Below are 20,147 nucleotides of genomic sequence, written 5' to 3'. Positions count from 1 at the left end.
ACAGCGGTTCGGCCGCTTTTCGGGCACTCAGGGCAGCAGCTCGGCCGGATCCAGGTCGATCGGGAACGGCGCGTCGACCGTCAGCCGTTCGCCGCCGACCGCCTTGGCGACCGGGGCGTACCCGCCGGCCGTGTCGAGGGCGAAGAACTCGACCGAGGCACTGCGCAACCGCCGGACGATCTCCACCCGCATGAAGTACGGCACGCCACCCTCGGCGCACCGGCGCGGCTTGTCGACGAAGTCCTGCCGGCGGCTGCCCGGCGAGACGAACTCCACCGCCATCGTGCAGAGTCGGGCCGGGACCCAGCGGTCCTCCTCGTCGGTGGCCGGCAGGGTGTGCAGGACGGTGACGTCGGGCTGGATCCACCGTTGCGGGCCGAAGGTGAGGTTCACCTGCCCGTACACGTAGAAGCCGGCGGCCTCGGCGGCGGGCGCCAGGAGCCGGGCGAACCTGATCTCGCCGAAACTGTTGCTGCCTACTTCCGCCGGGGTTATGACCAGCCTTCCGTCGATGCACTCGTAGCGCGCCTGGGGCAGCTCCGGGAGCGGGAGGTAACGGTCGGCGAGCGTGGTCGTCCACATTCCGTCGAGATCGACGAGTGGGTCGAACTGCATCGGCATGGCCATCGTCGCCACCTCCTCGGCTGGTCAACGCCACCACTGTAGGCAGGTCGCGGTGACGCGCGACACGGCGACCGAATATTGCCGGACAATGTCGGGGGGCTGCGGCAGAGTGTCAGGAGTGACACCGGATACCACCCCTGACCGGGCACCCCTGCGCAGCTGGCTGCCCGGTTTCGTGCTGCTCGCCGCGATCTGGGGCTCCAGCTTTCTGTTCATCAAGATCGGGATCCGGGAGCTGCATCCGCTCTACCTCACCCTGGGGCGGGTCGGCACCGGGGCGCTGACCCTCCTCGTGGTGCTCGCCGTGCTCCGTGACCGGCTTCCCCGCGACCGTCGGCTCTGGCTGCACCTCACGGTGGTGGCCGCGTTCGGTGTGGCGCTCCCGTTCACCCTCTTCGGCTACGGCGAGCAGCGGATCCCGTCGATGCTGGCCGGCATCTGGAACGCCACCACGCCGCTGGTCGTCCTGCCGATGGCGGTGCTGGTGTTCCGGACCGAGCGGTTGACCGCGCGCCGGGCCGTCGGCCTCGGGCTGGGCTTCGCCGGGGTGCTGGTGGTGCTCGGCGTCTGGCAGGGCGTCGGCGGTGCCACCTTCACCGGGCAGCTGATGTGCTTCGGCGCGGCCGCCTGCTACGGCCTGGCCATCCCGTACCAGAAGCGGTTCGTCGCCGGCCGCGCGGTGTCCGGGCTGGCCCTGTCGGCGGCGCAGCTGCTGCTCGCCACCGTCCAGTTGGCGGTGGTGGCACCGCTGGTGGCCGGGGCGCCGCCGGTTCCCACCGCGCTCTCCTGGGACGTGGTGGCCAGCGTGTTGGCGCTGGGAGCCTTCGGCACCGGGCTGGCCTTCGTGATCAACATGCACAACATCCGGGTGATCGGCGCGAGCGCGGCGTCCACGGTGACCTACCTGATCCCGGTCTTCGCGGTGCTCATCGGCGCGCTGGTCCTCGACGAGACGCCCACCTGGCACCAGCCGGTCGGGGCGCTGGTCGTGCTGCTCGGGGTGGCGGTGTCGCAGGGGTTCCTCCGCTGGCCGGGGCGGCCGGAGACCACCACGGCGCCCGCCGTCCCCACCGTGGCCGCCCGGAACTGATCCCGGCCGCCCCGGCGCGTCCGTCGCCGGTCCGGTGCGCCGGCTGGTCGGTGCGGGGCCGGCGCGAACCTCCTAGGTGTCGCCGTGGCTCCGTGCCCAGGCGATCAGCTCGTCGGCCGACCGGGTGTTCACCACCCGGTCGGCGGTCACCCCGCACCGGGCGGCCCGTTCGCAGCCGAACCGCTGCCAGTCGAGCTGGCCCGGGGCGTGCGCGTCGGTGTTCACCGCGAAGACGCAGCCGGCCTCCAGGGCGCGCCGGATCAGGCGTTTCGGCGGGTCCTGCCGTTCCGGCCGTGAGTTGATCTCGACGGCCTTGCCGTGTTCGGCGCAGGCGGCGAAGACGGCGTCGGCGTCGAAGTCGCTCTCCGCCCGGGTACGCGGCCGGTGCGCCCGGTCGCCCGGACCCTTCACCCCGGCCGGTCGGGACGACACCATCCGCCCGGTGCAGTGACCGAGGATGTCCAGGTGCGGGTTGGCGACGGCGGTGAGCATCCGCCGGGTCATCCTCGCCCGGTCGTCGTTCAGGCCGCTGTGCACCGAGCCGACCACGACGTCCAGCCGGGCCAGCAGTTCCTCGGACTGGTCGAGCGAGCCGTCGGCGAGGATGTCCACCTCGATCCCGGTGAGGACGCGGAACCCCTCTGGCAGCGCGTCGTTGAGTTGCGCCACGTGGTCGAGTTGCCGGCGCAGCCGGTCGGCGGTCAGCCCCCGTGCCACCTTCAGCCGGGGCGAGTGGTCGGTCAGCACCAGGTACTCGTGGCCCAGCTCGACCGCGGCGAGGGCCATCTCCTCGATCGGCGACCCGCCGTCGGACCAGTCGGAGTGGGTGTGGCAGTCCCCGCGCAACGCCGTACGCAGGTCGGTGGCGGCCGCGTCCAGGTCGGTGCCCTCGGTGGCGGCCAGCCGGCGCAGGTAGACCGGCTCCTCGCCGGCCAGCGACTCGACCACGCAGCGGGCCGTGACGTCACCGACCCCGGTCAGCTCGGTGAGCGTCCCGGTACGGGCCCGCTCGGTCAGCTCTGCGGTCGGCAGCGCGGCGAGGGTGGTGGCCGCGGAACGGAACGCGCGTACCCGGTAGGTGGCCTCGTTCGCCCGTTCCAGCAGGAACGCGATGCGGCGCAGGTCGGCGACGGGATCCCGGCTCACGTGGTCGAACCTACGCCCCCGTCCCGCGTTCCGCCCGCCTTCCCGGGCCGACCCGCGATCAAGATCTTCCGTACGACGGGGCGGGGGCCGTCGTGGGTTGCGGACCACGACGGCCCCCGCTCGGTGGATGCGGGTCAGGCGTGGGGCAGCCGGAGGACCGACTGGTTGCCCACACCGAGGGTGGTCGGGTTGTTGCCGATGGCCGACCAGACCTCCAGCTTGACGGTGCCGTTGCGCAGGTTGCCGTGCGCGCCGGTGGCCGTCAGGAGGCCCTGGTTCTGGGTGTAGTGCTCGTACCCGGGGACCGGGTCGGTGGCGAAGTAGCGGTAGGTCTCCACCCGGTCCCAGGTGCCGTCACCGGTCAGGTCGTACGAGGCGCGCAGCTGCACGCCGTTGCCGACCGCCGAGCCGGCGTCGAGGAAGAGGTCGAAGCTGCCGTTGCCGCTCTGGTAGGTGAGGTCGAGGCCGGTCGCGGTGAAGACCAGGGCGTTGTTCGGACGACCGTCGTAGTTGCCGTTGGCGGCGGCGACCGTGGCGGTGGCCGAGGTGCCGGCACCCGCGAGACCGCCCCCGGCGAGCAGGTAGCGGATCGGGGAGTCGGGCGTGCCGGTCGGGGTCGGGGTGGGGGTCGGGGTGGCCGTGGGCGTCGCGGTGGGCGTCGTGGTGGGCGTGGGGCTCGGGTCCGCCCCGCCGCCCGCGTTGCCGCCGCTCCAGGTGTACGCCCCGGTGGTGGCCGTCTTGCCCGCCGGCACCGCGAGGCTGGTCCCGTTCGAGAACCGGACGGTGATCGGCGACGACGTGATGTTGCTCGCCACGTAGGTGCGGGCACCGTTGCGGACGAACACCGCCGCCAGCGGGTGGTCCGCCGTCACCGCCCGGTCGACGTTGCCCAGTGCGGCGAGGTTGCGTACCCAGTGGAAGGTGTGCGCCCGGCTCTCGCCCTCCTCGGGGGTGTAGCCGGGGTTGGCGCGGAGCTTGGCCAGGGCCGCGTCCGGGTCGCCGAGGGCGAGGAACTGCCACAGGATGTCCTGCCACACCGTCGGCTCGCCGCCGTTGTTGCGGACCAGTTCTGCGTAGTTCGTCGAGTTGTACGCGGGCCGGTAACCCATGTACAGGTGGCCACCGGTGACCGGCAGCATGTTGATGCCCTGGATCATCTCCGGCTCGGCGCTGAACCAGGTGGCGTACGCACCGCCGTCGCCCCAGACCATGCCGACCGTGGAGTGGCCGAACGCCGCGGGGAAGTTCTCGTTGTCCACGTCGAACCAGTACTCGTTGATCGCCGCCGCCTGGGTGGTGTACATCCAGATGCCGGCGTCCCGGACGGCCGTGTCGCCGGTGGCCTGACCCCACTGGATCAGCGCGTTGGCGAAGTTCATCCCCTCCGACGAGGACTCCTGGTTGTTGCCGGAGGCGAACGAGCCGTGCCCGGAGGCCCAGTCGTGGCCGGCGTAGATGTCGAAGTCACGCAGGTACGGGAAGCGGGTGTCGCTGCGGACGTAGTTGTTGGCGTCCCGGATCAGCAGGTCGACCATGCCGCCGTACTGGTCGTCGCGGGCCCAGGTCGGGTCGAACTTGGCCAGCGTCGCGGCGGCGGCGATGTAGTACCCGTAGTGGAAGTGGTGGTCGTTGAGTTCCTGGTCGGACCCGTACGACGCCGGGTAGCCGATCAGCGTGCCCCAGTTCCGGTCGTAGTAGAACACCCGCTCGGTCTTGCCCGTCGAGGCGGTGAACCAGTCGGTGAGGGTGGAGCGGATGGCGTTCAGCGCGGCGGTGCGCGTCTCCGTGTCGCCGACCAGGTCGGCGATCTCGGCGATCCGGGCGGCCCGGCCGAGGCCCTTGCCGGTCCAGTAGGTGTCGTTGCCGCGCCGGTCCATCGGATTCGCCCGGACGGCGGCCAGGTGGTTGCGCAGGGTGGTCAGGTCCGTGCCGCTGCCGGTGGCGACGGCGGGCAACTCGGGCAGCACCCCCTGGAACTTCATCGAGGTCTGGAACTGGGTGACGCCGGTGAGCACCTTCATCCGGCCCCGCGCCGACGGGTAGGTCTGGGCGATCGGGGTGGACCCGGTCAGCGACTTCCAGTGGTGCGGGTAGAGGCTGACCACGGTCCGGTTGGCGGTGCCCTCGCGGGCGGTGGTGGTGAAGGCGTACGTCGTCCGGACCGTGCTGGTGGCCTGGTCGTACGTGTAGGAGACATGGGTGCCGGTGACGTGGGCGTGCGCGACCTGGCCGTAGGTGGCGGCCAGCGAGGCACGGGCCGTCGAGTCGGAGGTCTGCGGCAGCAGGGCGACCGAGAAGTACCCCCGGCCGGCCAGGTTGGACGAGATGCGGGTGCCGCTGACCGTCCAGGTCGCACCGGTCGGGGCGTACGCGACGTAGTCGTGGCCGCGGACGGTGAAGCCGATGGTGCCGCCGCTGTTCGACCAGACGGTGGGGCTGCCGCCGGTCACGTTGACCACCGCGTCACCGCCGCCGGTCTGGAGGTAGGCGAAGGGCAGGCCGTGGCCGATGGTGGCCCGCAGGGTGCGCGCGCCGTCGGTCCAGTACGGGCTGACCGTCCAGTCGGTCCAGCCGTCGACCTTGACGTTCGGTGCGGCGAGCCCGGCGACCCCGACCCGGATGTCCTCCTGGTACGGGTACTTGAACTCGCCGACGCCGGTCGCGGTGCCGGTGATGGTGGGGGTGGAGGTGGCCGAGAAGCCGAGGCCGTCGGTGAGCGTGTTGAACGAGATCGGGTGTGCGTGCAGCGGCTCGCTGAACGCGCAGTTGGTCTTCTTCCACAGCAGCGACGACCACCAGTCGTTGGTGGGCACCGGGCCGGTGGGGGCGTTGCTGGTGACGAACTGGCGGGGGTTGGTGGACATCTGCCCACAGCCGGCGGGCAGGGGCCCGACCGGATCGGTGGTGTAGCTGCCCCGGCCGACGGTTGCGGCCTCGGCGGGGGTGGTGACGCTGACAGCCAGGCCGCCGACGAGGACGGCCAGGGCTGTCGCGGCGGCCAGCACCAGTGGGCGGTGGGGGACGGGAGGTTTCATCGGGCCTCCATCGCACGCCCGACGCCGGTTTGACCGGCTTGGGGCGTGCTTGCCAGAAACGGGGGGAAAGTGTGCCGTGAGAGCGCTCTCTCGCTCGGACGGTAGCCGACAAGGCAACGGTCGTCAATGTGTCCGTCCGGTTAAACCCTGAGTGGAGGGTCAGTTCGCCGAGGTGGGGGCGGGTGGGCACCCGTGCTTGCGGTGCCAGGCGCGTACCTCGGCGGCGGGCTCCCGGTCCACCCCACGCCGCCAGGCGTCGAGGTAGCGCGCCGGCCAGACCACGCCCCGCCGGATCCACCAGCCGTCCCGGCCCGGGCAGGGCGGCGAGATGCCGAAGTGCAGGTGACAGACGTTGTTCGCGTTACCCGTCCGTCCCACCAGACCGAGCTGCTGCCCGGCCCGGACGCGGACCCCCGCGTCCACCCCGTCGGCCACCACGCTCAGGTGGGAGCCGTAGTACCGCACGCCGTCGTCGCCGAGCAGCGAGACGGAGAGGCCGCCGTTGTACGGCCCCCTCGGCCCCTTCGGGTCGAAGCGGTCCACCCGGCTCACCTCGAGGATCTCGCCGTCGGTCACCGCGACCACCGGCTCGCCGCAGTCGGCGAAGATGTCCGTGCCCGGGTACGCCGAGTGGGTCGGGTGGTAGCCGACCTTGCGCGACCGTACCGGGAAGACGTACCGCAGGCCGGTGCGCGACGGCGCGGGACGGGCGGTCGGCGACCCGGTCGCCTCCGGCTGCGCCGGCGTGGCGGACCCGGTCGGCGACCACGACCCCGCCGGCGCCGACGTCGGCGGAGCCGCCCCCGGCCGGGTGGTCGCACACCCGGCCACCAGCAGCGGTACGAGCAGCAGCAGAACCGGCCGCGTGGGCCCACACCCGATCAGTCGCGGCAGCACCCGACCATCCTGACAGACCACTACGGTGGGAGAGGGTCCGCCGGGCCCGGGGAGGAGGAGACGGTGATGACCTGGCAACCCGGACCGCCGCCCCCACCGGGCGTGGGGTACCCGGTGGGGCGTACCCCGTCGGGCCTCTTTCCCTCCGGACGGCCCGTACGTCCGACCTACCGCGAGCCGCACCCGATCACCGCGGGCGGCGTCGCCACCGGCGGCGCGGTCACCGCGGCCTGGCTGCTCATCTTCGGCCTGCTCGGCGGGGACCTGCGCGGCTACGCCTGGTGGACGGTGGCCGCCGGCCTGGCGGCCTGGGCCGTCGCCCTGGTGCTGGTCCGCTTCGGTGACCGGGGCGTCGGCACCGGCGTGGCGATCGTCACCGCCGGTGGCTGGAGCATCGCCGCGGCCATGGTGGTGGCGCGCTGGGCCGGCAGCGGGAACTGGCCGCTCTGGTGAGGGGTCGTTCTGGTTGTGCAGTGCGTGGCCGCGTCGCTGCGGACCGAAGCGCGCCTTGACGTATGCGACAGGGCTGGTCCACCCTCGGCGGTATGGCCTGGACCACTCCGCGGCTCGACCCCGACCGCAGCCGCCGTCGCCTGCAGCTCCTCGCGGAACTCGCCGGGGCCAGAGCGGTCCGCCAGCAGGAGCGACCGCAGCGGGTACGCAGGGAGCAGCTGCGCCAGCTCATCGCCACCCGCCGTCGGGTCACCGGCTGACCGGTCACCCGCTGTCAGGCCGTCGGCTGAACTTCAGCCGCTGTCGGGTCGTCGGCTGACCCTCACCCGCTGTCAGGCCGTCGGCGGACAACCGCCGCCCGCCGTCGGGTCGCCGGCTGGACCGGCCCGACTCGACTTTCCCGAGGGATTGACCGCCTCATCGGGGCGTTGACCGGCCGCCCGCCGACGCGACCGGCTACCGTGCACGCGTAACAGGTCGGCACCCGGTGCCGGGTAGTCAGGGGGGACAGTGTCGTACTTCGCCGCGGCCGCGGTACGGGACTCGGACGGCTGGACCGCCGCCGAGGTGAACCTTCGGGGCGTCACGGATCTCGACGAGGTAGCCGAGCGCCTGCGGGACGTCGAGCCCGACGCCGGCCTGTCCCTGCTCTTCGTCGAGGCCGACGACGCGTACCTGGTGTTGCTGCGCCTGGACGAGGGGGAGGACCTGCGGGTCTTCGGCTCCGACTCGGCGTACGCCGAGGAGTCCCGGCTCGGGTCGGTGCTGGTCGGCGACCTCAAGGCACCCGACCTGGACGACGTCGGCGACGCACGGCGGACGGCCGGCGGTGGCGCGGAGACCGACCAGCCGGCGGTCGACCCCGAGGCCGATCCGGTCGGGGACGCCGACCTCCTTGCCGACCTGGGCATCCCCGCGCAGCGGTTGATCGCCCTCTGTACCCGGGAGGGCATGCTCCCCGCCGACGTCACCGCCGAGGTGTGCCAGGTGCTCGGCTGCTTCGACGAGGTCGAGGAGCTGCGCGAGGTGTGAACGGGCCGCCTCTCCCCGCCGACTCCCCGAGTCCCGCCGACTCCCTGCGTGCGGGCGACCCCCTGCGTGCGGCGGCCGGTGAGCCGGCGGACGTCACCGATCCCGCGCTGGAGACCGTCCGGCCGGGCCAGCCCACTCCCGGGTACGTCGGTCGGGTCGGACCGGGGCCGGAGGAGGGGCTGGCCGACCCGGGCGGGGTCGGCCGGCGGCAGCGGCACGAGCTGTGGATGCGCCGGGCGCTGACGATCGCCGTCACCGGCCCGGACACCCCGACCGCGACTCCCGCCGGCCCGGACGACGTCCCGGTCGGCCCGGACGATGTCCCGGTCGGTGCGGTGCTCTACGGGCCGGACGGGGCCGAGGTGGCCGTCGGGCGCAACGAGCGGGAACTGACCGGCGACCCGACCGCGCACGCCGAGGTGCTGGCCCTGCGCCGGGGGGCGCAGCGGCTCGGGCGCTGGCGACTGGACGGCTGCACGCTGGTGGTGACCCTGGAACCCTGCACGATGTGCGCGGGCGCGCTGGTGCTGGCCCGGGTGTCGACGGTGGTGTTCGGGGCCTGGGAGCCGAAGACCGGGGCGGCCGGTTCGCTCTGGGACGTGCTGCGCGACCGCCGGCTCAACCACCGGCCCGAGGTGTACGGCGGCGTCCTCGAAACCGAGTCCGCCGCCCTGCTGCGCGCCTTCTTCCGCTGAGGGGGCGCTGCGTCGCGTGGTAGCAGGGGACCCCTGTTACCGCATTTTGCGGAGGAAGGGCCCCCTGCAACCAGCGCAGGAGTCAGGCGACGATCGTGTCCAGGGCGATCTCGACCATTTGGGAGAAGGTCTGCTCCCGCTCGGCGGAGCTGGTCTTCTCGCCGGTCTTGATGTGGTCGCTGACGGTCAGCACGGTGAGGGCACGGGCCTTGAACCGGGCGGCGATGGTGTAGAGCGCCGCCGACTCCATCTCCACCGCGAGTACGCCGTAGTCGGCGAGCCGGTCGTAGAGGTCCGGCCGGTCGGTGTAGAAGGCGTCCGCCGCCAGCACCGGCCCGACCCGCATCTGCACGCCACGCCGCTCGGCGTTCTCGACCGAGGCACGCAGCAGCCCGAAGTCGGCGACCGGGGCGTAGTCGATCAGCCCGTCGAAGCGCACCCGGTTCATGTTCGAGTCGGTGGCCGACCCGTTCGCGGCGATCACGTCCCGCAGCTTCAGGTCCTCGCTGAGCGCGCCGCAGGAGCCGACCCGGATCAGTGACCGGACGCCGTACTCGTTGATCAGCTCGTGGGCGTAGATCGAGGCCGACGGCATGCCCATGCCGGAGCCCTGGACGGACACCTCGACGCCGTTCCAGCGGCCGGTGAAGCCCAGCATGCCCCGGACCGTCGAGTAGCACGTGGCGTCCTCGAGGTAGGTCTCCGCGATCCACTTGGCCCGCAGCGGGTCGCCCGGCAGCAGGACCCGTTCGGCGATCTCTCCCGGCTTCGCGCCGATGTGCACACTCATGACAGGGATCCTGCCAGGCCGTCCGGGGGCATACCGGTTCGGCGTCCGGGCCGCTGGTCCTGTACCCTTCTCGGCGGTGGCGTGTCCGAGTGGCCTAAGGAGCACGCCTCGAAAGCGTGTGAGGGTTTACGCCCTCCGCGGGTTCAAATCCCGCCGCCACCGCTCGTGAACAGCGAGAATGCCCGGTCGATCCGCGAGGATCGCACCGGGCTTTCCGCTTTTCGTCTCAGTTCCGGTCTCGGCCGGCGGCCGTCCCGTGCCCCAGCGAGTTTGCGCGGGCTTGGTCGGTGCGCAGGTCGCCGTGCGCCGGGTGACGGGCTGGCTGCTCGGTCGGCTGCGGCCGCTACTGCCCGTTCGTCGTGTCGATGCGGGCGATGAGTTGCTTCAGCCGCGCGACTTCCTCGGCGAGCGCGGCGTGACCTGCGGTGGTGAGGGTGATCCAGGTCCGGCCGCGCCGGCCGGCGTAGCCCTTCTCGATCTGGATCAGACCGGCCGTCTCCAGCACGCTCAGATGCTTGGAGAGGTTCCCGGCGGTGAGCTCCAGGTGGGTGCGCAGGTAGCCGAACTCCACCCGGCGGGCCTCGTGCGCGATGGTGAGGATGCCGAGGCGGATCCGCTGGTGCACCACGTCGTCGAGCCCGGTGGCCGGGTGCGGGGTCTCGATCTCGTCCCGCTCCGGGGTGTCGACGGGGTCGGTCACCGGGGCCGCCGCAGCCGTTGGGCCAGCGCGAAGCCGACGCTGCCCAGCAACAGCACGCCGCCGCTGATGACCAGCATCGGCGCGTCCTCCCACTGGCCACCCCAGTGGACTCCCCAGCCAAGGTTGATCGGCACCAGCACCACCGCAAGGTACCCGAGGGCGAACAGCAGCAGCGCGACGTGTCGCTCCAGCCAGGCCAGCACCAGCAGGGCCAGCCCGATCCCACCGGTCGGTGTGAGCAGCCGGAACAGGACCTGGACGGCGGCGGACGGGTCGAGGAGCGCCTGCGGGTCGGGGACGATCCAGGCCCCGGCGCCGGCGGCGATGGCGGCGAACAGCACCACCGAGAGCGCGACACCGGTGAGCACGTACGGCAGCACCCGGACGCCCACTCCCCGGGCGCGGGCCACCCGCAGGTAACCGCCGGCGATCACCACGTACGCCAGGACCGCCGCTGTCAGCCAGTAGAACTGCGCGGCCGGCTCCCAGAACTTGCACACCTCACCGCCGTCGACCGCCTGGCAGTCGCTGACGACCGGGTTGCCGTACCGGTATGCCGGGATCGCCCCGAACGTCACCACGGCCAGCACCAGCAGCGGCAGCCACGTCACCCGCTGGGCAAGACGAACCCGGTGCGCGAGGTCGCGTGCGTCAGCCAACAGCCGGCGGGGGTCGCCGCCGACAGAAACCGTATCGGAAGTCATGCCAACAGGTTTCCACAGCAAACCAATTGGCGCTAGTGGCTAGAGCGGTCGGATCCCGCCCGCACCGCTCGCGAGACGCGAGAACGCCCGGTCGGTCCGTCAGGACCAACCGGGCGTTCCTCGTGACGTGGCCGCGCGGCGGGCCGGCCCTGTGTCCAGGGCCGGCCCCCGTAACTCACGCGGCCGGCAGGCTCGCGTCCCGGTGGGTGAGCTGGTACGTCGCGTCGACCGCGTCGGTCTCCAGGATCACCGTCACCGCACCCGCCGGCAGGGAGCAGGAGATCGTCCGCTCGACCGCGTACCCCGTCGGCCCGCAGTAGCGGTGACCGGACTGGTCGAAGACGGAGAGCCGGGCGTCACCGGTCCCGCTGGTCCTCTTCCAGGTGAACGACTCGCTGGCCGCGCGCTGCTCGGCGGGGATCGAGAAGCAGACCGCGAAGCGGCCCGCGCCCGTGGTCACCGTGGCACCCGTCGTGTCCCCCGGCAGCACCGGGCAGGCCGGCGGGCCGTCGGTCCGGGCGAAGGCCAGCGAGTACGCCCCGGGCGGGACGCCGTCGCGGGTGTTGAGGATCGCGAAGAACGGCCCCTGGCCGGTGAGGTCGCAGCGGTACTGGCGCAGCCCCCAGGACGAGTCGCACAGGTACTCGCCCGTCGAGTTCATCACCGTCACCTCGGGCGAGCCGGCACCCGTGGCGTCGCCCGGCAGCAGCTCCACGATCCGGGAGCCGGACGGGCTGGCGAGCTGGAGGCAGTCGTACTGGCCCGGGGTGGTGAAGGCACCCTGGACCGGCGCGTCCGCCCAGCCGGTGTCGGACACCGGCCGGCAGGCCGACGGCATCCACGGCAGCAGGGCCAGGGTGTACCGCAGATCCCCGCCGATCACCTCGTCGGGGGCGCCACCGCCGAGCACCAGGGTGTACGTCCCGGCGGCCGGAACCTGGCACCACACCTCCATGCAGACCTTGTGCCCGGTGGCGTCGTAGACCGAGGCGTACTGCCGGTAGTTGTCCGTCCCGACCGCCTTCACCCGGTACGTGCCGGCGGACGGCAGGTCGAGGACGCGGCAGCGGACGCCCGCGAGCGCCCCCGCCGGTGCGGCGTTGTAGGTGCCGGGCGTGACCGTGGGGCAGCCGGTCGGGTCGGTGAGCGAGCGCACCTGCATCCGGTACGTCAGGTCGGTGGTGCCCGCCTCCCAGTACGACAGGTAGGAAACCACCCGGAAGGTGCCGGTCGAGGGCAGCGCACAGCCGTCCTCCTCGGACGACTCGGTGCAGAGGACCGCCCCCTGTCCGTCGACGATCCAGGAAAAAATCTGGTTGTAGGCGTTCGGTGCCCGGTACACCATGACCCGCTCGCCGGCCTCGCCCTGGAAGGGCTGGCAGTTGGTCTGCACGGGCGAGGTCTGGTGTACCTCCAGGGTCGGCTGGTCCCAGGCGAGGCCGGTGGCGGTCGCGCAGCCGTCGGCGCGGTCGAGCGAGGTCACCGCCACCTGGTAGGTCACCGGCTGCCACTCCCAGTTCTGCGCCAGGAGCGTGTAGGAGCCCGCCGTCGGTAGGGCGCAGGAGCGCCAGGAGTCGTACTCCGTGCAGATCTGCCGGCCGGCGGCGTCGTACACGTTCCAGCCGAGGTACTGCTCTGCGAACTGATTGAAGCGGACCACGACGGCACCGGCGGCGGCGCTGGTCAGGGCGTGGCAGGTCACGCCGTCGTTGGCCGGCACGCTGCCGCTGCCGACGGCGGCGCCGGGGTCGCCGAAGGACGCGAGCGGCAGGGCGGGGCACCCGACGGCGTTCGAGATGCGGGGCATCCGGAGGGTGTACGTGGACTCGTTGCCGTAGGTCTCGTGGAGGAAGAGCCGGTACGGCCCGGGGCCGGTGAGGGTGCACTCGGTGGTGTCCCTGACCGGGCAGCCCATTGGCTGGTACTGCGCGTCCAGGATGTGGCCCTGCACGTCGCCGGCGCCGCCGGGGTCGGCCAGGTGCAGCACGGTGCCGGTGGGCTGGCTGAACTTGAAGCAGCGGGCGGCCAGGCCGGCGGGCAGCGTGCCGCTGCGGCCCGCCGAGGCGAAGGAGAAGAAGTTCTCCGGCAGGGTGTCGCACTCCGACGGGGCGTTCCGGGACTCGACGGAGAGGGTGTAGGCGCCCTCACCGGAGCCGTAGTAGAGCGAGACAGTGATCGTGTAGGTGCCCGCTGCCCCCAGTTGGCATTCGTTCAGGTACGGCCCGATGTGGCACGTGTGGTCGCCGTCGGGGCCGGTGACCCGCGCGCTGACGCCCTCACCCGACACGCCCCTCAGCCGGGCGAGCAGGGTGTCCTGGGCAACGGTCGTGGTGACCGTCCAGGCGTCCTGCTCCTCGCCGCTGATCGAGGCGCAGCTTGCGGTCGCGCCGAGGGCGAGCGTGCCGCCGCAACCACCGGAGTTCGTGTTCCCGGGGCTGCTGGTGGGCTTTCCGCCGCCGTTGCTCTTCGTGGGCTCGCCGGCGGCAGCGCCGGTGGGTGCCTTCGCCGGAGCGGCCGTCGTGGTGGGCGGCGTGGATGGAGCTGGCGGCGGCGCGGCCGTCGTGGTGGGCGGCGTGGACGGAGCCGGCGACGGTGCCGCGGTCGCGGGAACCGGTCCGATCAGGACGCTCGCCGCGGCGGCGGCTACGGCAGCGGCCACCGACAGCCGCGCCAGCCTCTCGCGCCGAAGGTTGGGCAGGGTGGATCTCACCATCAAACTCCCCCGTGGATGTGCCGCGCTATCTGCGCAGGCGGAGAGATGATTCCACGGTGGTCGATCGGTGACAACAGCGTTGTCCGGGGACATCCGACTCGGCCGGGGCCGTGGCGATCATCATGATGATCGATTGCCAGGCGTGGAAATAGATGCCATCTTGAGTCGATCGCCCGGTGCTACCGGCTGTCACTGCCGGGGCACGCTCCGAGAGGGGTTCGACACCGATGACCGTCGCCGACCCGGAGGCCCGCACCCGCCTCCGTCACCCGTTCCATGTCGACGCCGACGGGGTGAACCGGCCGCCCGGCCCGGACAAGCACCCCAACTACGGGCGGTTCGCGGCCACCGGCTCCGGGGTGGTGCCGGTGGTCCGCCAGGTCAACGGCGAGTCCGTCCCGGCCCTGCTGATCTGCCGGTACGCGGACGTGCGGGAGGTGCTGCGGCGGCAGGACGTCTTCTCCCGGTCCGCTGCCAGGGCGGCCGATCCGGTCGACGTGACCGGGACGATGCTCGGAATGGACGGGGCCGAGCACGCCCGGGTCCGGGGCACGGTCAAGGACCTCTTCACCCGCCCGGCGGTGGCCGGGCTGCGCGACCGGATCGAGGCCGAGGCGGCTGCCCAGCTCGCCACCCTGCGGGGCCGGGACGGGCGGGCCGACCTGCTCCGGGATTTCGCCATCCCGTTCACCCTGCACGTCGTCTGTGATCTGCTCGGCCTCCCGCAGCAGGACCGGGCGCAGTTCCGCCGCTGGGGTGACATGTTCCTGGCCGACAGCGACATGACCCGCGACGAGGCCACCCGCGCCGCCGAGGAGATGGGCGGTTACCTGTGGGGGCAGATCGAGCGACGCCGGGGCTGCCCGGCCGGCGACCTGCTGACGCGGATCGCCGAGACCGCCGCCGACCAGCCGATGGACGTCCAGATCAAGCTGCCGATCTCGCTGGTGGTGGGGGGCTGGGAGACCGCCGCCAGCTCCATCGCCACCTTCCTGTTCGTGCTCCGGACGCGTCCGTACCAGGGGTACGCCTCCGGCTGGGAGTACCTGCTCGACCATCCCGGGAAGCTGGACTCCGCGATCACCGAGCTGGAACGGCTGCACTCCACCGCGAACGCCGACGACATGCCGCGCCGGGTGCTGGCCGACGTGGAACTGCCCAGCGGTGCGCGGCTCACCGCCGGGGACGTCGTGATCCCCTCGCACGACGCCGCCAACCGGGATCCACGGGTCTTCCCCGACCCGGAGCGGGCGGACTTCGACCGCGACCCCAATCCGCACCTCTCCTTCGGGTACGGCCCGCACTACTGCGTGGGAGCACACCTGGGCGCGTTGGAGGTGCGGACCGCGATCGGGTTGCTCCTGCGCGAACTGCCCGGTCTGCGGCTCGCCGTACCCGCCGACGAGGTGCGCTGGAAGGCGGGGCACGCGATCCTCGGGCCGGAGGAGCTGCCGATCGAGTGGTGACCTGAGGCGGGGTTCAGCAGGGGCCGTGCCCCTCGTCGAAGAGACGCTGCGCGTAGTCGGCGTAACCGGCGATCGTCTTGCGGACCGTCCGTCCGTCGTGGAGGAAGAGGTACGCGCGGTCGCCCCGCTGGGCGAGCAGTCCGTCGAAGCGGTACGTCCCCTCTGGAGCGTCGAGTCGGGTCAACGACGGGAAGCGGGAGCGCAGGTCGCCGACCGGCGTCCCGACGGTGACCCCCTCCGGAGTCCGGACGGGCGCGCTGACCCAGAGCAGCACCAGCCGGTCGTCGCGGAAGACCGGGCTGGCCGTCTCCTGTCCGACCAGCGCCGGGCCGCAGGATTCGGGCGTCTGGTGGAGCATGCCCCGCTCCACCAGCTCCCGCTGGCTGTCGCCGAACTCGACTCCGGCGAGCCCGTGCAGGTCGATCACCTCGTCGGTGACCGGCTCGACCGGTTCCGTCGGTGCGACCGGCGCTTGTGGATGGACGCCGCTCCCGGCGACCGAGGCCGCGGCCAGCAACGCCGCGATGAACAAGAATTGCCGAAAAGTCATAAAATCCCCCAGTCCCCAACGGCCTCGGGCCGCCAAGGTTGCTGGTCTGTGGCGTTTTGCCGGTATTCCCACTCTTCGGCCAGGTCATCCCAGTAGTCGGCGGACAGGCGGCGCCGCCCGTGTGCCAGCCAGCCCTCGGTGCTCCCCTCCAGATGGAGGCCCAGCTCGGCGAAGGGGTCGATCCAACGTCCGGGCTCCGCGCCGATCCGGACCAGCGCGGTGTTGATCGGCCACTCGGCGCGGGGGCGGTCGAGGGCGGCGTCGAAACACGGCCCCCAGGTCCCGGCTCCGTCCAGCCACACCACCGCCGCCTGGTGCCCGGCCCCGCCGGAGAACTCCGCCTCCAGGTACGCGATCGGGCCCTGCCGTGACCAGCGGGCGAACACCTCGATGAGCGCGGCCGAGAGGACCAGGTGGAACGGCCGCTGCGGGCCCGGCTCCTCGACGGCGAAGTCGGGCAGCGCCCCGGTCAGCTCCTCCACCAGTTGCGGGGTGACCGGCAGCAGGGCGAAGTCCTGCCGCAGCGCGGCCAGGACGGCGTGGTCGAGTTCGGCGGTCTGCTCCGCGAGCAGCTCGGCGTCGGCCACGACCGCGCTGAGCTGGTAGCTCATTCGGTGCGGCGGACGGCCGGCCCGGAGGCGTCGATGATCACGTCGTCAGTAAACCGCATTCGGGCGTACCCGGTGACCCAGCGTGAGGTCGGCGGAGCGGGAGGGTTGCTGCGGAGTCCCTGTCGAGCTGCCCCGTTCGTGCTACCGGCCGGCGGACCGGACGCCAGGCCCGCCGGGCCGGGAGCCGTGATCAGCCGGCGAGGGCGCGGTCGTCGGCGTCGAAGTCTGCCGCAACGTCCGTCGGCGGATGGTCCAGGTGCCAGCGCACCGAGCGGGCCACCGCCGCCACCGGATCCGTCGGCCGCCAGCCCAGCAGCCGGCCGGCCTTGCCGCTGTCGACCAGCACGTGCTGGGCCAGCCGCCGGGTCAACCACAGGTCGTCCGGCAGCCGCTCGTCGGGCACCCGGACCAGCTCGGCCTCGTGCCCGGCCGCGTCCAGGATCAGCCGCAACCAGCCCCGCACCGGGTACGTCACCGACTCGCCCAGGTTGAACAGCTCGCCCCGGGTGGCCTCCGGCCGGTCGAGAGCGGCGAGCACCGCGTCGGCCGCGTCGTCGACGTGCAGGCGGGTGAGCAGGGCGTCACCCGCGCCGACCGGTATCCGGGTACGCCCCGCCCGGACCCGCCGCAACACGAACTCCTCCCGCCGCTGCTGGTCGTGCCGGCCGTAGACCATGCCGAGGCGGAGCACGGTGCCACCCCGGGCCAGGTACGCCGGCTCGACGTCCAGCTTGTCGTAGTCGTCCAGCCCCGCACCCTGCCCCCGGTACGGGAAGCGCCCCCGGCGCAGCGGCGCGTCCTCGGTGACCGGCGTCGGCAGTGGGGTGTCGTCGTCGGCGAGGAGCAGCTCCCAGGCCCGGTAGACGTCGACGCTGGAGAGCAGCACCAGCGGCACGTCGGGCAGGTGCGGCAGGACCGACTCGGCGTCCGCCCGGGTCAGCGCGTACGAGTCGACCACGGCGTCCGGCGCGAACCGGCGTACCCGGTCGGCGACCTCGGCGAAGTCGCGCCGGTCGACGTGCAGGTGCCCGCAGGCGGGGAGGTCGTCGGGTTCGGTGCGGCCCCGGTGGACCACCACGACCTCGTCGCGCCGCCCGACCAGCCGCTCGACCACCCGCCGCCCGATGAACTCCGTACCGCCCAGGACCACGACCCGCATACGGCCAGCCGACCACGCGGCCCGGGGCTACGTCCGGCGTTCGGCGCTGGGCAGAATCGGCCAGCTACGTTCATCAGTCCTCTTCTCCGTTCACCCGGGCGACGGCATCCAGGACGTACTCCTGGACGCGCCGCAACCAACACGCCCGACCGAAGTCCGGGTTCGCGAACAACTCCAAGATCCGACACCTGGATCACCCGTCGAAGGCTGCGTGACGAGGCACTAGTGCCTCGTCTTGGAGCGTCGACCGGGTTACCGGTCGGTTCTGAGAACTGCGCTCGGCCGGTGACTGCGGGTGTGCGTGTTGGAGGTCAACGCGTGACGGCGGGTGAGCGGACATTTGTTATCGCACGCGGCTGTGGCAGCTCAGATCTACGACACGCCGAGCGGATTACACCTCAGGCAGCCACGAAGCCTCGGATACCCAGTCGGTGCCGGGTCGGGCGAGCCGCGCCGAGCACCTCGTGCACCTCGTCGGCGACCGGCGTGGCGTCCTCGACCTGCCGGCCGGGCGGCGGCACAACGTGCGGCAGTGGCAAATCGGCCAACCGAAATCCGGGTTCGCGATCAACTCCAAGATCCGCCGCCCGGATTACCCGTTCAAGGCTGCGCGACGAGGCACTAGCCGATCATGTAACGCAGGCAGATCAGTGCGTCATCTGCGTTGGTGGCCGGTCGCGTCCATGACCGAAAGAGGAGCGCTCGGATCGCGTAATCGCGCTGACTCGTCCTCGGTCTCCTGAAGGATGGCGACGAAGCCGAACGCGCCTTGCGCGCCGGCCGCAGCTTTACAGACCACACCCGGATCGGGGGCCGGGCAGCGATCGCATAAGGACGACCAGCAAGGAAAGGCGGGTGACGCGGATCACAAGAGTTCACGCTCGGGCGGCGTGGTGACCCCCTGTTCCTTCTCGAAAGATTCCCCTTTTGACGCCTGTAGGAACGCTGTGGAGCGCCCAGCCGAGCGTCCTCGTATTCCCCCACAGGGATGGGGATAGTCTCGGGCACACTCACGTTTTCCGCGTAGTTGATGGTGAGGATCGGCGGCTCGTTCTGCGGACGCGCCCCAGCTACCGTCGCCGCATGGCTGAATTAATCCTGCCGACCACCCTCCTGCACGCCGCCTTCCTCAAGTGTCGTGACGACTGGGGCCCCGGCCTCCACGAGGACGGCTTCGGCCTCGACGCCGCCGACGATGTGGACTCACCCGACGGCTTTGCCACCTGGGTGCACCAGCGGATCCGAGTGGCCCACCCGGCGGGGACGCCCTGCCCGGACGAGAAGCATGGCTCACCCCGGTGGATCGTCGAGGACGGTCAGGTTCTCGGGGGAATCGTCCTGCGGCACACGTTCGACGACAGTATCGGCCACATCGGCTACGGCGTACGCCCGTCCGCGCGCCGCCGTGGGCTGGCGAGTTGGGCGCTCAATGAGATGCTCGGCGAGGCTCGTGCGGCCCTGGGCCTGGACCGCGTCCTCATCCCGTGCCTCGCGGACAACGTCGCCTCGGCCCGCACGATCGAACGCAACGGCGGCGTTCTCGAAGGCATTCGCGACACCGAGCATGGCCGGGTCAGGCGCTACTGGATCACCCTGAACCGGCGACCCTGACCCGCCGCGCAGTCAACCCCGTCGCGCCGGCTTTCGACTCCGCATGCGTGTTCCAGTGACAGCAGACTCTCGGGCTGAGAATCCAATAGCGTCTCTCGTCGGCCCGACCGGACGTTTCGTCGGCGGCCGACCTGCCGCCCTGGTAGAGCTTTGTTGGGTCGCCGGGTCGCCGGGTCGCCGGGTCGTTGGGTGCTCGGGTGGTTCGGGTAGCTCGGTGGTGGCGTGACTCCTGACGCGCTTTCCGTCGATGGCGGATCGGCTGGGAGTGGATCATCAGGGGTTGCGCCCCGGCCAGGTCACCCCGGCGGCCTGACCGCCTTCAACCTGAAGTGCCCAGAAACGGGGCCGACGGGCAGAGGCTGCGGAGGGCCGGTTCCCAGTGGGGCTGGCCCTTACTTCGTGCTGCTCAGTGCAAAATCGGGTCACGCTGGCTCGTCGAGATCGGGTTTAGGGCGGTGCTCGGCTGCCCACTGCTCGATGTCCTCGCTCCGCCAGATGCGGCCAGCCTTCAGGACTGCTGCCGGCTCGGGGAAGTCTCGGCGCTTGCTCAGGACCTCTACCCACTGCCGGGACACGCCGAGGTACTCCGCAATCTCAGCGGTTCCCATCACCCGCAGCGGCTGACGTGGCGTCTGGTCAACCCTCTTCGTCAGCACGGTCGTCCAGCTTCCAGGGCTGGTGTTCCGCGATCCAGCGTTCCACGTCCTCTGCCAGCCAGATGGCCCCGCCGGCCAGCCGTTCGTAGGGCTCTGGGAAGTCAGGCCGCGCGACGAGCTGAAGCACGCGCGTGCGAGACACGCCCAAGCGGTCTCGAAGCTCCTGCGCGCCGTACAGCCTCTTCTTCCTGACCCCCATGGATCGGACGCTAGGC

At 71.8% G+C, this 20,147-nt stretch carries 21 protein-coding genes and 1 tRNA gene; 8 read left to right on the top strand and 14 right to left on the bottom strand.

Annotated features, from left to right (window positions below):
• Nucleotides 1–27 precede the first annotated feature (27 nt).
• Nucleotides 28–627, bottom strand: a complete 600-nt coding sequence (locus IGA62_RS11285) for a Uma2 family endonuclease (protein WP_145815114.1) — start codon at nucleotides 625–627, stop codon at nucleotides 28–30.
• A 115-nt stretch (nucleotides 628–742) separates the two neighbouring features.
• Between IGA62_RS11285 and IGA62_RS11280 the strand changes: the two genes are divergently transcribed.
• Nucleotides 743–1,714 (top strand): DMT family transporter, encoded by a 972-nt coding sequence (locus IGA62_RS11280; RefSeq protein ID WP_232624958.1) that lies wholly within the window; start codon nucleotides 743–745, stop codon nucleotides 1,712–1,714.
• 72 nt (nucleotides 1,715–1,786) lie between these two features.
• Here the strand turns inward: IGA62_RS11280 and IGA62_RS11275 are convergent, their stop codons facing one another.
• The 3 genes from IGA62_RS11275 to IGA62_RS11265 all read right to left on the bottom strand — a co-directional run bounded on the left by IGA62_RS11275 (nucleotide 1,787) and on the right by IGA62_RS11265 (nucleotide 6,792).
• Entirely contained in the window at nucleotides 1,787–2,860 is a 1,074-nt protein-coding gene (locus IGA62_RS11275; RefSeq protein WP_145815116.1) for a PHP domain-containing protein, read from the bottom strand.
• Between the two features lie 134 nt (nucleotides 2,861–2,994).
• A complete protein-coding gene (locus IGA62_RS11270) occupies nucleotides 2,995–5,895 on the bottom strand; it encodes a glycosyl hydrolase (protein WP_145815117.1) in 2,901 nt (966 codons plus the stop codon).
• 159 nt (nucleotides 5,896–6,054) lie between these two features.
• Nucleotides 6,055–6,792, bottom strand: coding sequence for a M23 family metallopeptidase (locus tag IGA62_RS11265; protein WP_145815118.1), 738 nt, complete (start codon nucleotides 6,790–6,792; stop codon nucleotides 6,055–6,057).
• 66 nt (nucleotides 6,793–6,858) lie between these two features.
• Here IGA62_RS11265 and IGA62_RS11260 point away from each other — a divergent pair, with 66 nt between their 5' ends.
• The 4 genes from IGA62_RS11260 to IGA62_RS11245 all read left to right on the top strand — a co-directional run bounded on the left by IGA62_RS11260 (nucleotide 6,859) and on the right by IGA62_RS11245 (nucleotide 8,972).
• Nucleotides 6,859–7,245 (top strand): hypothetical protein, encoded by a 387-nt coding sequence (locus IGA62_RS11260; protein ID WP_145815119.1) that lies wholly within the window; start codon nucleotides 6,859–6,861, stop codon nucleotides 7,243–7,245.
• A gap of 92 nt (nucleotides 7,246–7,337) precedes the next feature.
• Complete coding sequence (locus IGA62_RS11255; protein WP_186499684.1) at nucleotides 7,338–7,505, top strand: hypothetical protein; 168 nt, start codon at nucleotides 7,338–7,340, stop codon at nucleotides 7,503–7,505.
• A 250-nt stretch (nucleotides 7,506–7,755) separates the two neighbouring features.
• On the top strand, nucleotides 7,756–8,277 hold the full coding sequence (locus IGA62_RS11250; protein ID WP_145815120.1) for a tRNA adenosine deaminase-associated protein: 522 nt from the start codon (nucleotides 7,756–7,758) through the stop codon (nucleotides 8,275–8,277).
• A gap of 227 nt (nucleotides 8,278–8,504) precedes the next feature.
• Nucleotides 8,505–8,972, top strand: coding sequence for a nucleoside deaminase (locus IGA62_RS11245; RefSeq protein WP_186500142.1), 468 nt, complete (start codon nucleotides 8,505–8,507; stop codon nucleotides 8,970–8,972).
• An 82-nt stretch (nucleotides 8,973–9,054) separates the two neighbouring features.
• Here IGA62_RS11245 and deoD read toward each other — a convergent pair whose 3' ends face one another.
• A complete protein-coding gene (gene deoD / locus IGA62_RS11240; protein ID WP_145815121.1) occupies nucleotides 9,055–9,762 on the bottom strand; it encodes a purine-nucleoside phosphorylase in 708 nt (235 codons plus the stop codon).
• Nucleotides 9,763–9,837: 75 nt separating this feature from the next.
• Between deoD and IGA62_RS11235 the strand changes: the two genes are divergently transcribed.
• A tRNA-Ser gene (locus IGA62_RS11235) sits at nucleotides 9,838–9,924 on the top strand.
• A gap of 181 nt (nucleotides 9,925–10,105) precedes the next feature.
• Here the strand turns inward: IGA62_RS11235 and IGA62_RS11230 are convergent.
• The 3 genes from IGA62_RS11230 to IGA62_RS11220 form a co-directional block, all read right to left on the bottom strand.
• Nucleotides 10,106–10,462 (bottom strand): transcriptional regulator, encoded by a 357-nt coding sequence (locus IGA62_RS11230; RefSeq protein WP_232624957.1) that lies wholly within the window; start codon nucleotides 10,460–10,462, stop codon nucleotides 10,106–10,108.
• Nucleotides 10,459–11,166 (bottom strand): hypothetical protein, encoded by a 708-nt coding sequence (locus IGA62_RS11225; RefSeq protein WP_145815122.1) that lies wholly within the window; start codon nucleotides 11,164–11,166, stop codon nucleotides 10,459–10,461. The genes IGA62_RS11230 and IGA62_RS11225 overlap by 4 nt, the downstream gene beginning before the upstream one ends.
• A 175-nt stretch (nucleotides 11,167–11,341) precedes the next feature.
• Nucleotides 11,342–13,879, bottom strand: a complete 2,538-nt coding sequence (locus IGA62_RS11220; protein WP_145815123.1) for a hypothetical protein — start codon at nucleotides 13,877–13,879, stop codon at nucleotides 11,342–11,344.
• Between the two features lie 227 nt (nucleotides 13,880–14,106).
• On the opposite strand from IGA62_RS11220, the gene IGA62_RS11215 reads away from it, so the two are divergent.
• A complete protein-coding gene (locus tag IGA62_RS11215; RefSeq protein ID WP_145815124.1) occupies nucleotides 14,107–15,345 on the top strand; it encodes a cytochrome P450 in 1,239 nt (412 codons plus the stop codon).
• 13 nt (nucleotides 15,346–15,358) lie between these two features.
• Here IGA62_RS11215 and IGA62_RS11210 read toward each other — a convergent pair whose 3' ends face one another.
• From IGA62_RS11210 to IGA62_RS11195, 4 genes are all read right to left on the bottom strand, one after another.
• Entirely contained in the window at nucleotides 15,359–15,859 is a 501-nt protein-coding gene (locus IGA62_RS11210) for a hypothetical protein (protein WP_377465834.1), read from the bottom strand.
• A gap of 32 nt (nucleotides 15,860–15,891) precedes the next feature.
• A complete protein-coding gene (locus IGA62_RS11205) occupies nucleotides 15,892–16,506 on the bottom strand; it encodes a hypothetical protein (RefSeq protein WP_145815126.1) in 615 nt (204 codons plus the stop codon).
• A 190-nt stretch (nucleotides 16,507–16,696) separates the two neighbouring features.
• Nucleotides 16,697–17,665: an NAD-dependent epimerase/dehydratase family protein gene (locus IGA62_RS11200; protein ID WP_145815127.1), complete on the bottom strand. Its 969-nt coding sequence runs from the start codon at nucleotides 17,663–17,665 to the stop codon at nucleotides 16,697–16,699.
• A 398-nt stretch (nucleotides 17,666–18,063) separates the two neighbouring features.
• Nucleotides 18,064–18,213, bottom strand: coding sequence for a hypothetical protein (locus IGA62_RS11195; protein WP_186499685.1), 150 nt, complete (start codon nucleotides 18,211–18,213; stop codon nucleotides 18,064–18,066).
• Nucleotides 18,214–18,748: 535 nt separating this feature from the next.
• Here IGA62_RS11195 and IGA62_RS11190 point away from each other — a divergent pair.
• Nucleotides 18,749–19,276 (top strand): GNAT family N-acetyltransferase, encoded by a 528-nt coding sequence (locus IGA62_RS11190; protein WP_145815128.1) that lies wholly within the window; start codon nucleotides 18,749–18,751, stop codon nucleotides 19,274–19,276.
• 422 nt (nucleotides 19,277–19,698) lie between these two features.
• On the opposite strand, the gene IGA62_RS11185 is transcribed toward IGA62_RS11190, so the two are convergent.
• Both IGA62_RS11185 and IGA62_RS11180 read right to left on the bottom strand, forming a co-directional pair.
• Entirely contained in the window at nucleotides 19,699–19,932 is a 234-nt protein-coding gene (locus tag IGA62_RS11185) for a helix-turn-helix transcriptional regulator (protein ID WP_232624956.1), read from the bottom strand.
• Entirely contained in the window at nucleotides 19,913–20,131 is a 219-nt protein-coding gene (locus tag IGA62_RS11180) for a helix-turn-helix transcriptional regulator (protein WP_145815129.1), read from the bottom strand. The genes IGA62_RS11185 and IGA62_RS11180 overlap by 20 nt, the downstream gene beginning before the upstream one ends.
• Nucleotides 20,132–20,147 lie beyond the last annotated feature (16 nt).

It is taken from the genome of Micromonospora sagamiensis (genome assembly GCF_014680085.1).
Lineage (GTDB): Bacteria > Actinomycetota > Actinomycetes > Mycobacteriales > Micromonosporaceae > Micromonospora > Micromonospora inyonensis.
This window is presented reverse-complemented; position numbering and strand designations above follow the sequence as displayed.

What these genes read in the sequence shown, in the direction of transcription:
- IGA62_RS11285 (WP_145815114.1), bottom strand. Translation starts at nt 627, where the DNA reads ATGGCCATGCCGATGCAGTTCGACCCACTCGTCGATCTCGACGGAATG.
- IGA62_RS11270 (WP_145815117.1), bottom strand. Translation starts at nt 5,895, where the DNA reads ATGAAACCTCCCGTCCCCCACCGCCCACTGGTGCTGGCCGCCGCGACA.
- IGA62_RS11260 (WP_145815119.1), top strand. Translation starts at nt 6,859, where the DNA reads ATGACCTGGCAACCCGGACCGCCGCCCCCACCGGGCGTGGGGTACCCG.
- IGA62_RS11255 (WP_186499684.1), top strand. Translation starts at nt 7,338, where the DNA reads ATGGCCTGGACCACTCCGCGGCTCGACCCCGACCGCAGCCGCCGTCGC.
- IGA62_RS11245 (WP_186500142.1), top strand. Translation starts at nt 8,505, where the DNA reads ATGCGCCGGGCGCTGACGATCGCCGTCACCGGCCCGGACACCCCGACC.
- deoD (WP_145815121.1), bottom strand. Translation starts at nt 9,762, where the DNA reads ATGAGTGTGCACATCGGCGCGAAGCCGGGAGAGATCGCCGAACGGGTC.
- IGA62_RS11225 (WP_145815122.1), bottom strand. Translation starts at nt 11,166, where the DNA reads ATGACTTCCGATACGGTTTCTGTCGGCGGCGACCCCCGCCGGCTGTTG.
- IGA62_RS11220 (WP_145815123.1), bottom strand. Translation starts at nt 13,879, where the DNA reads ATGGTGAGATCCACCCTGCCCAACCTTCGGCGCGAGAGGCTGGCGCGG.
- IGA62_RS11215 (WP_145815124.1), top strand. Translation starts at nt 14,107, where the DNA reads ATGACCGTCGCCGACCCGGAGGCCCGCACCCGCCTCCGTCACCCGTTC.
- IGA62_RS11205 (WP_145815126.1), bottom strand. Translation starts at nt 16,506, where the DNA reads ATGAGCTACCAGCTCAGCGCGGTCGTGGCCGACGCCGAGCTGCTCGCG.
- IGA62_RS11200 (WP_145815127.1), bottom strand. Translation starts at nt 17,665, where the DNA reads ATGCGGGTCGTGGTCCTGGGCGGTACGGAGTTCATCGGGCGGCGGGTG.
- IGA62_RS11190 (WP_145815128.1), top strand. Translation starts at nt 18,749, where the DNA reads ATGGCTGAATTAATCCTGCCGACCACCCTCCTGCACGCCGCCTTCCTC.
- IGA62_RS11180 (WP_145815129.1), bottom strand. Translation starts at nt 20,131, where the DNA reads ATGGGGGTCAGGAAGAAGAGGCTGTACGGCGCGCAGGAGCTTCGAGAC.